Here is a 7,435-nt window from a genome sequence, read left to right on the forward strand (position 1 = left end):
ATATCGTAGACCCGGGCGTCTTCTGCCGGCAGGGTGGCCAGCACATAAGGTCGGCCGTATTTGTCTCGCGCCTTTGGATAGTGGTCAGTAAGCAAGGTGAAGGCGCGCTGGAGGCAGGTCAGCATGCCGAGCGCCAGCACGTCGACTTTCAGGATCTTCACCGCGTCGAGATCGTCCTTGTCCCATTCGACCATCTTGCGCTCGTCCATCGCCGTCTTGACGATGGGCACGATCTCGTCGAGCCGGTCCCTGGTTATGACGAAGCCGCCGACATGCTGCGACAGATGGCGGGGGAAGCCCATGATCTCATTGGCACGCTCCATCACGTGCCTCGACACCGGATCGGTGCGGTCGAGGCCGCCGGCGCGGGCTTCCTTCTCGCCAAGCTCCGATGTCGACCAACCCCAGATCGAGCCGGAAAGCGATGCCCTGACATCCTCGGACAGGCCCATCGCCTTCGACACTTCGCGCAGCGCCGAACGGCCGCGATAGCTGATGACGGCGGCCGCAAGTGCCGTGCGCTTGCCGCTGTATTTCTCGTAGATGTACTGGATTACGGTTTCGCGCTTTTCGTGCTCGAAATCGACGTCGATATCCGGCGGCTCGTTTCTCTCCTCGGAAATGAAGCGCTCGAAGAGCGAATCGATTTTTTCCGGTCCTACTTCGGTGATGCCGATGCAGAAGCAGACGACCGAATTGGCGGCCGATCCACGTCCCTGGCAGAGAATATCCTTGTTGCGCGCGAACTTGACGATGTCGTAGACAGTCAGGAAATAGCGGGCATAGTTGAGGCGTTCGATCAAAGCGAGCTCTTCCTCGATGCGCCTGGTCACCGAATCCGGCACACCCGCCGGATAGCGGTTGGCCGCTCCCTCCCGCGCCAGCCGCTCCAGTTCAGCCTGTGGGCCAAGACCCGATTCCGTCGGCTCGTCCGGATAATTGTACTGAAGGTCGCTCAACGAAAAGGTCAGTTCTTCCGCAAACCGCAGCGTCTCGGCCAGCGCTTGCGGATGCCTGCGGAACAGGCGCGCCATCTCCATTGGCGGCTTCAGATGACGCTCGGCATTGGCGCTGAGTTGCAGCCCGACCTCGGCGACGGGCGTGTTGAGGCGGATCGCGGTCAGCACGTCCTGCAGCGGGCGCCGTTCGGCCGTGTGGTAGAGAACGTCGTTGGTCGCCATCAGCGGAATACCGACGCTCTCGGCAAGCGCCGCGGCCTGCTCGATGCGGAAACGGTCATTGCCGGCGTAGTCGGGCGAAACGCCAAGCCGCAGGTACCTGCCGAAGCGGCCTTTGAGGTCTCCAAGCAGGGGAAGACTATCTTCCGCGCCCGCCGACAGACCGGGCAGGACCGCCAGCGACATCAGGTCACCCCATTCGAGGAGGTCGCCGCGCTGGAGAAGGGTGGCGCCTTTTTCGTTCTCGTCGCGCAGATTGGCTTGGGTAAGCATGCGGCACAGATGTCCCCAGCCCTTGCGGTCCTGGGGATAGGCGAGGATGTCCGGCGTGCCGTCGCCGAAAACCAGCCGGCAGCCGGGGTGATAGGAGAGCTTTTCGACCTTGGCCTGCTGCCAGGCGCGCACCACGCCGGCCACCGTGTTGCGGTCGGCAAGCCCGATCGCGGAGAAGCCCAGGAGCTTGGCCGCGACCACCAGCTCCTCCGGCTTGGAGGCGCCGCGCAGGAAGGAGAAATTCGACTGGATGCCGAATTCGGCATAGGGGATGACGGTCAGCGCGTTCATGCGAAGACACCATGCATGAACCAGCGCGGCGGTACCTGCGTGTTGCCGTAAAGACCTTGCCGGTAGAGCCAATAGCGGCGGCCATCGGCATCCTCGATGCGGAAATAGTCGCGCGTCGATGCCGCCTCGTCGCTTGGCGCTTCCCGCCACCATTCGGCGGCGATGCGTTCCGGCCCTTCGGCGCGCTCTACCGGGTCACGCGCGCCGCCAGCGGAAGTGCAGCGGTGGTCCTTCCGGCATTTCAGTGGCCGGCACATCGATGGGTTCGGGCGAGCGGAACAGCCGGATTGGCCGTTCCGGCGGAAAAATGGTTTGTGGCGCCTGCAGCCTGCCGGGCTTTTTCGGCGGCGTGGTCCGGCGCGGCGCTTCGGTGAAGGGGATCGTGGCGACAGCACGCTCCGGCAGATGGCTCTCGACCGCGACCGGCCGGAGAACCGCGCCCTCGCCGAGCCGGGCGCGGATGCGGTCGGCGAACAGCGCGATATCGGCGCCATCGTCGATCGTTTCACCAGTCAGATCAGCCTGCTGCATGTCGAAGGTGGCTGCCGCCAACACCGAGAGCCGCACCAGATCGAAACCATAGCCGGCATCGATATCCTGCTCGAGCGCGGCCAGCCTCTCATGGAACAGTTTCTGGATCAGCATGGGTTCGCGCATCGGCCGCGAGGTGCCGATGGCGATGCGGCTGACGGCGCCGTCGACGCGAAAGAGCAGCAGCGCCAGTGTCCTGGCACCCTCGCCGCGGCGTTCGAGATCGGTTTTCAAGGTCGCCGCCAGCATGCCCACCAGCCGTTCGATGTCCTCGGTCAGGGTGACGGGTTCGGCGAGGTGGCGTTCGACCGAAAGCGGCGCGACGGGAAGGCGCGGCGACACCGCTTCGTCGAGACGGCCAAGCGCCTGGTCGAGGCGCAGGAGCAGCAAGGCGCCAAAGCGGCGGGCGAGCGGCGCGCGCGGGGCCGCCATGACGGCGCCCGCCGTGCGCAGGCCGACGCTTTCCAGGCTGGTGCGGGTCGCCGGCTCGATGCGCAGTGCGGCCAGCGGCAGGGGTGCCAGCAGCGCTTCCTCCTCGCCTGACACAATGATGCGGTCACTGCAAAAGCGTGCCGCCGCCCAGGCCGCGCCAGGCGTCGCGGCAAGCCCGGCTCGGACATCGAAACCCTGATGGAAGAAGCGCGACAGGATCTCGTCCAGCATGGCGCGTTCGCCGCCGAACAGATGGGTGCAGCCGGTGACGTCGAGAAACAGACCGTCCGCGCCATCCAGCGCCACCAGCGGGGTGTAGCGGTCGCACCAGTCGGCAAGGCCTTCGAGCAGACGGCGGTCGGCTTCCGGATCGGCCTCGACGATGTCGATCGACGGATGCATGGCGCGCGCATCGGCAATGCCCATGTCGCGCTTCAGGTGCAGCGCCTCAGCCCGCTCGTCGAGGGCCGAGATGCGCTGCGCGTTGCGGTCGCGATGGCTGATCACGAGCGGCGGGTGAGAGAGGTGATCCGACGGCCGGGAACGCCAGGACCGCCCCAGACGCTGGCGCAGGATCCTTTCCGCCGCCAGATAGGGAAACCACAGGGACAGGATTCTTTGTCCGGTCTCTTCCCTCGCTCCTTTTTTCGTCGCCCCATCTTTCGTCGAATGCGCGTTCATCGGGGTTCCACTCCAGTGTGAATTGTCCAGGCAGGGCTGTGCGGCTCTTGCCGATGGTGAGGGCGAAGGCCGGGCGGCCGATCGAGCCGGCCAGCGGCCCGGCGATGGTGTCGCGCGGCACCGCCGGCGCCGAGGCGACGATGAGGCGGACAGGGGCGGCCGTCGGTTCGGGTTCGGCCGCCTGCCGCAGCAGGAACACCGGCCGGCCGGCCGCTTGCGCCCTTGCATGCAGCCGGCGTGTCGCGGTCAGGTCCAGCCGCTGCGGATTGCCGCGGATTTCCAGGATGACCGCGGCGAGCGCTGTCATCCGGGCCGCCTCCTCGGCGACCCACAGCGCATCGACAAGCCTTGGCGCCTCGGAAAACAGCAATTGCTCCGGCTCGATGCCGAACGAGGCGTGAAGCCCCCTTGCATAGGGAAAGCCGGCCTCGCGGAAAATCTCCGATGTGCCGATCCACAGCACCGGCAGCCCCGGCGTTTGCTTGAGGATCAGACTGGTGAGCGACAAAGCGAAGCCGGCGACGGCCCCGGCATCGCGGGTTTGCGTGCCATGGATTTCACTCAGGGCGGCCTTCGGCAGGCCGCCGCTCAGGGCGGCGTCGAGGCGCTCGACACCGATAGGCAGAAACGCATCCGGCAACGCCGCGGCAATGCCACGCCGGACGATTGTGAGATCGGTGTTGGCGTCGGCGTGACGGGGCGCGGCGGCCGGCGCGGCCAAGCGCTCGGGCAGCGTTCCCTCGATTTTCGCGATCTGGCGGCGCAGGGCAAAAACAGTCTCCCGCGCCACGGCGGTCATCGCCATGACGGTCAGCTTCCACTCACAATTGTTCCTGTTATGTTCCCTATAGATTCCAGAGGGGGACCCAGGAGTCAAGCAGAGTCATGGGGAATTTATTCCTCTCGGCAGGGATGGCGCAGGCGCATCGGCCCGTTCATTTGCCGATTCCGGTGCGAAAGCCTATATGCCGGGATCAAAGGACAAAGCATGGCCCGCATCTACAAGACCCGCACCTGGCACGACGAACTCTCGCCCTCGATGGACGAAATGGAGTTCCTGGCGCTGGAGGCGTATGCGCATCTGCCGGAGGATTTTCGCAAGCTGACCGGCGAGATCGTCATCCAGATCGCCGAGTTCCCGACCGACGAGATCATGGACGACCTGTCGCTGGAAACGCCCTTCGACCTGCTCGGCCTGTTCGAGGGACGCGGCATCGCCGAGCGCTGGAACCCGCAGACCGGCGAAGGCCCGAACCGCATCACGCTCTACCGCCGCGCCATCCTCGATTACTGGTCCGAAAACGAAGAAACGCTGGGCGACATCGTCACCCACGTGCTGATCCACGAGATCGGCCACCATTTCGGCCTGTCGGACGATGATATGGAGAAGATCGAAGAGGCGGCCGAGTAGCACTCAGATGACGGAAGCAGAATTTGCCGACCTGATCGATTGCAATTGGCCGTACCACGACATTTCACAAAGCCGGGAACTGATCGCAACCGCCATCGGGATTTCGCCGAATGCCGCTTTCCTCGCACTTAGTGAGCTTTGCCATCTGCCCGCAAGTGCTGCCATCGAACCGGCCACTCTCGTTGCCCTGGTCGATTTCTGGCTATCCGAATTCGACCACCCGATGGCACCTATGACAGCGGAATGCGCGATCTCCATGATTGAACGCAAGCGGTTGCCGGTTCCTGAAATCCTTACGAGAATGGATTCCGTCTCCGGCTATCCCGGTCTCCTTGCAGCGCTATCGATCCTCTATTTCGGCTGCGATGACGTCGAGGGCCGCGCAGACGCACGGTTCAACGAAATCAGAGCCGCCTGGGAAAATCTGGCGTAGCTGGTTACTGATCGACCAAGCGCTGTATTCGGCCCTCATTCCTGACCGTCGATATCCTTGACTACTGGTCCGAGAACGAAGAGACGCTGGGCGACATCCACGAGATCGGTCACCATTCGGCCTGTCGGACGATGATATGGAGAAGTTCGAAGAAGCGGCCGAGTAGCCCCACACCTTCGTCATCCTAGGGCGGAGCAAGGAGCGAAGCGACGCGGCGCAGACCCTAGGATCCATGCCGTGACGGCGATGCTATGCTCCGGCGGTGCAAGAAACCCGAGCGGCTACCAGCCGGTTCCACGAAAGAGCTCGAACCACTCCGGATTGGCCGTTTCGATCAGCTCGATCTTCCATTGTCGAGGCCAGCGCTTCAATGACTTCTCGCGCTGGATGGCATCGGTAATGTCGAAATATTCCTCGTACCACACCAGCCGCTGTACGCTGTAGCGACTCGTGAAGCGCGAGCCCTGGCCGGCCTTGTGCTCAGGCATTCGACGGCCGAGATCGTTGGTGACGCCGATATAGATGGTGCCGCGGTTCTGACTCGCGGTCATATAGACGTAGCCGGTCGTGGTTTCAGGGTAGCGAGCGTTGATGCGCGCACAAGCGCCATTTTGATCCGCCGCATTCTACGGCCAATGTCACGGCATGGATCCTAGGGTCTGCGCCGCGTCGCTTCGCTCCTTGCTCCGCCCTAGGATGACGAAGAAAGAGAGAGTCCTCAGCGCTGTCCCCTACCAGTCACTCAGCTTGGTATCGGGCCCGTATTCCTGGCCGTCGACATCCTTGACCACGGCCTGGCCGCAACGCATCGTCTTGGCCTTCTTGTCGTAGGCATAGGTCGGCGAGCCGAACAGGTGCCAGCCCTTGTTCAGCGCCGCCGTCACCTTGTGGCAGAAGCTGGCATCGTCCGGGCCGGACAGAAAGCGGTAGAGTTTCATTGTTCAGTCCTGTCGTGAGTAGCCATAGCCCGCTCGCATCCATCGAGCATTTATGCCCCGATGGCGGCTGCCTTCGCCAGCAGTTTTTCGGCCTGCGCCAAGTGCAGGCGCTCGACCATCCTGCCGTTCAGCGCGATCACGCCCTTGCCGGCATTCTCGGCGAGCGCGAAGGCTTCCTTCACCGAGCGCGCCTCGGCCACGGCTTCCGCGGACGGTGCGAAGGCACGGTTGGCGGCTTCGATCTGGGCCGGGTGGATGAGGCTCTTGCCGTCGAACCCCATGGCCGCGGCTTCCGCGCATTCATGGGTGAAAGCGCCGAGGTTGCGAAAATCGTTGGAGACCCCGTCGAGCATGTCGATGCCGCCGGCGCGCGCGGCCAGCACCATCTGCATCAGCCATGGCACGAGGTAGCGTCGGTCAGGCGTTGCCAGAATGCCGGTCTCCTTGACCAGGTCATTCGTTCCGGCAACGAAACAACTGAGCCGCGAGGCCGGGTCACGGCCAAGCTCGGCGATGGCGCCGATGTTGAGCAGCGCCTTGGGCGTCTCGATCATCGCCCACAGTTTCACGCTATCGGGGACAAAATTGTCGTCGAGCACATCGCCGGCCTCGAGCAGGTCGCGCGGCGTGTCGACCTTGGGCAACAGGATGCCGTCGGGCTCGCAGCCTGCGGCAGCCAGCAGGTCGTCGGCGCCCCATTCGGTTGCCAGAGCATTGATGCGCACGATCATCTCGCAGCGTTCGTTGGGGCGGTTGGCGAAAATGCCGGCCAGTTTTTCGCGAGCGGCGATCTTGTCGGCCGGGGCTACGGCATCCTCGAGGTCGATGATGATGGCGTCGCAGGCAAGCTGCGCGATCTTGGCCAGGGCCTTGTCGTTGGAGGCCGGGATGTAGAGCACGGAGCGGCGCGGGCGGTAGGTTTCCATGGGTGATCTATGCCGCGTGCGGGCAGGTGAGGCAAGCGCGCAGGGCTGTGCCTGAGGCGAGCCATCGCGAAAGCTGGTGCTGCCCCTCACTGTCCTGCCGGACATCTCTCCCCGTAAACGGGGCGAGAGGAGATGGCGGCAACGCCGGCGCCTTTCTTGCGACGCTGGAGATTGGCGAAACCGGCGACAAGAGCGTCCCTCGCCCCGTTTACGGGGAGAGGATGCCGGCAGGCAGGTGAGGGGCAGCGCCGACGTTAGAAAGATGGCGAATTCGACCTCAACAATTGCCTGCACGAAAACTGCACAGGCCTGCGGAAAACCTCCTCCGATCCGCCTCACCC

General features: G+C 64.1%; 7 protein-coding genes and 2 pseudogenes. 3 read left to right on the forward strand and 6 right to left on the reverse strand.

All coding sequences use genetic code 11. The annotated features are described in order from the left end of the window. The 3 genes and pseudogenes from EN906_RS16355 to EN906_RS38285 all read right to left on the reverse strand — a co-directional run. A partial coding sequence (locus EN906_RS16355) for a PHP domain-containing protein (RefSeq protein ID WP_127375256.1) occupies nucleotides 1-1,742 on the reverse strand: 1,742 nt, incomplete at its 3' end. Further along, nucleotides 1,739-3,212 (reverse strand): annotated as a pseudogene (locus tag EN906_RS16360) (DNA polymerase Y family protein). The pseudogene EN906_RS16360 and the gene EN906_RS16355, both read right to left, overlap by 4 nt. Beyond that, nucleotides 3,154-4,191: a hypothetical protein gene (locus EN906_RS38285; RefSeq protein WP_127375257.1), complete on the reverse strand. Its 1,038-nt coding sequence runs from the start codon at nucleotides 4,189-4,191 to the stop codon at nucleotides 3,154-3,156. Before EN906_RS38285 ends, EN906_RS16360 begins: the two are co-directional and overlap by 59 nt. A 183-nt stretch (nucleotides 4,192-4,374) precedes the next feature. On the opposite strand from EN906_RS38285, the gene EN906_RS16370 reads away from it, so the two are divergent. The 3 genes and pseudogenes from EN906_RS16370 to EN906_RS38290 form a co-directional block, all read left to right on the forward strand. Continuing rightward, nucleotides 4,375-4,797 (forward strand): metallopeptidase family protein, encoded by a 423-nt coding sequence (locus EN906_RS16370; protein WP_023763026.1) that lies wholly within the window; start codon nucleotides 4,375-4,377, stop codon nucleotides 4,795-4,797. 7 nt (nucleotides 4,798-4,804) lie between these two features. Then, the gene (locus EN906_RS16375) at nucleotides 4,805-5,230 is read left to right on the forward strand and encodes a hypothetical protein (protein WP_127267292.1); all 426 of its coding nucleotides are present in this window, start codon (nucleotides 4,805-4,807) and stop codon (nucleotides 5,228-5,230) included. A 53-nt stretch (nucleotides 5,231-5,283) separates the two neighbouring features. Then, a pseudogene (locus tag EN906_RS38290) lies at nucleotides 5,284-5,396 on the forward strand (metallopeptidase family protein); the annotation flags it as partial. Between the two features lie 115 nt (nucleotides 5,397-5,511). On the opposite strand, the gene EN906_RS16385 reads toward EN906_RS38290, so the two are convergent. The 3 genes from EN906_RS16385 to EN906_RS16395 form a co-directional block, all read right to left on the reverse strand. Then, nucleotides 5,512-5,781 carry a GIY-YIG nuclease family protein gene (locus EN906_RS16385; RefSeq protein WP_127267291.1) on the reverse strand — a complete coding sequence of 90 codons (270 nt, stop codon included), beginning with the start codon at nucleotides 5,779-5,781 and terminating at the stop codon, nucleotides 5,512-5,514. 180 nt (nucleotides 5,782-5,961) lie between these two features. After that, entirely contained in the window at nucleotides 5,962-6,168 is a 207-nt protein-coding gene (locus EN906_RS16390; RefSeq protein WP_127267290.1) for a DUF1737 domain-containing protein, read from the reverse strand. Between the two features lie 50 nt (nucleotides 6,169-6,218). Then, nucleotides 6,219-7,094 carry a CoA ester lyase gene (locus EN906_RS16395; protein ID WP_127267289.1) on the reverse strand — a complete coding sequence of 292 codons (876 nt, stop codon included), beginning with the start codon at nucleotides 7,092-7,094 and terminating at the stop codon, nucleotides 6,219-6,221. Between the last annotated feature and the right edge of the window lie 341 nt (nucleotides 7,095-7,435).

Source organism: Mesorhizobium sp. M7A.F.Ca.CA.004.06.1.1, assembly GCF_003999135.1.
Taxonomy (GTDB): domain Bacteria; phylum Pseudomonadota; class Alphaproteobacteria; order Rhizobiales; family Rhizobiaceae; genus Mesorhizobium.

Bases quoted from the DNA above. Each gene is read 5' to 3' on its own strand.
- EN906_RS38285 (WP_127375257.1), bottom strand. From the start codon at position 4,191: ATGGCGATGACCGCCGTGGCGCGGGAGACTGTTTTTGCCCTGCGCCGC.
- EN906_RS16370 (WP_023763026.1), top strand. From the start codon at position 4,375: ATGGCCCGCATCTACAAGACCCGCACCTGGCACGACGAACTCTCGCCC.
- EN906_RS16375 (WP_127267292.1), top strand. From the start codon at position 4,805: ATGACGGAAGCAGAATTTGCCGACCTGATCGATTGCAATTGGCCGTAC.
- EN906_RS16385 (WP_127267291.1), bottom strand. From the start codon at position 5,781: ATGACCGCGAGTCAGAACCGCGGCACCATCTATATCGGCGTCACCAAC.
- EN906_RS16390 (WP_127267290.1), bottom strand. From the start codon at position 6,168: ATGAAACTCTACCGCTTTCTGTCCGGCCCGGACGATGCCAGCTTCTGC.
- EN906_RS16395 (WP_127267289.1), bottom strand. From the start codon at position 7,094: ATGGAAACCTACCGCCCGCGCCGCTCCGTGCTCTACATCCCGGCCTCC.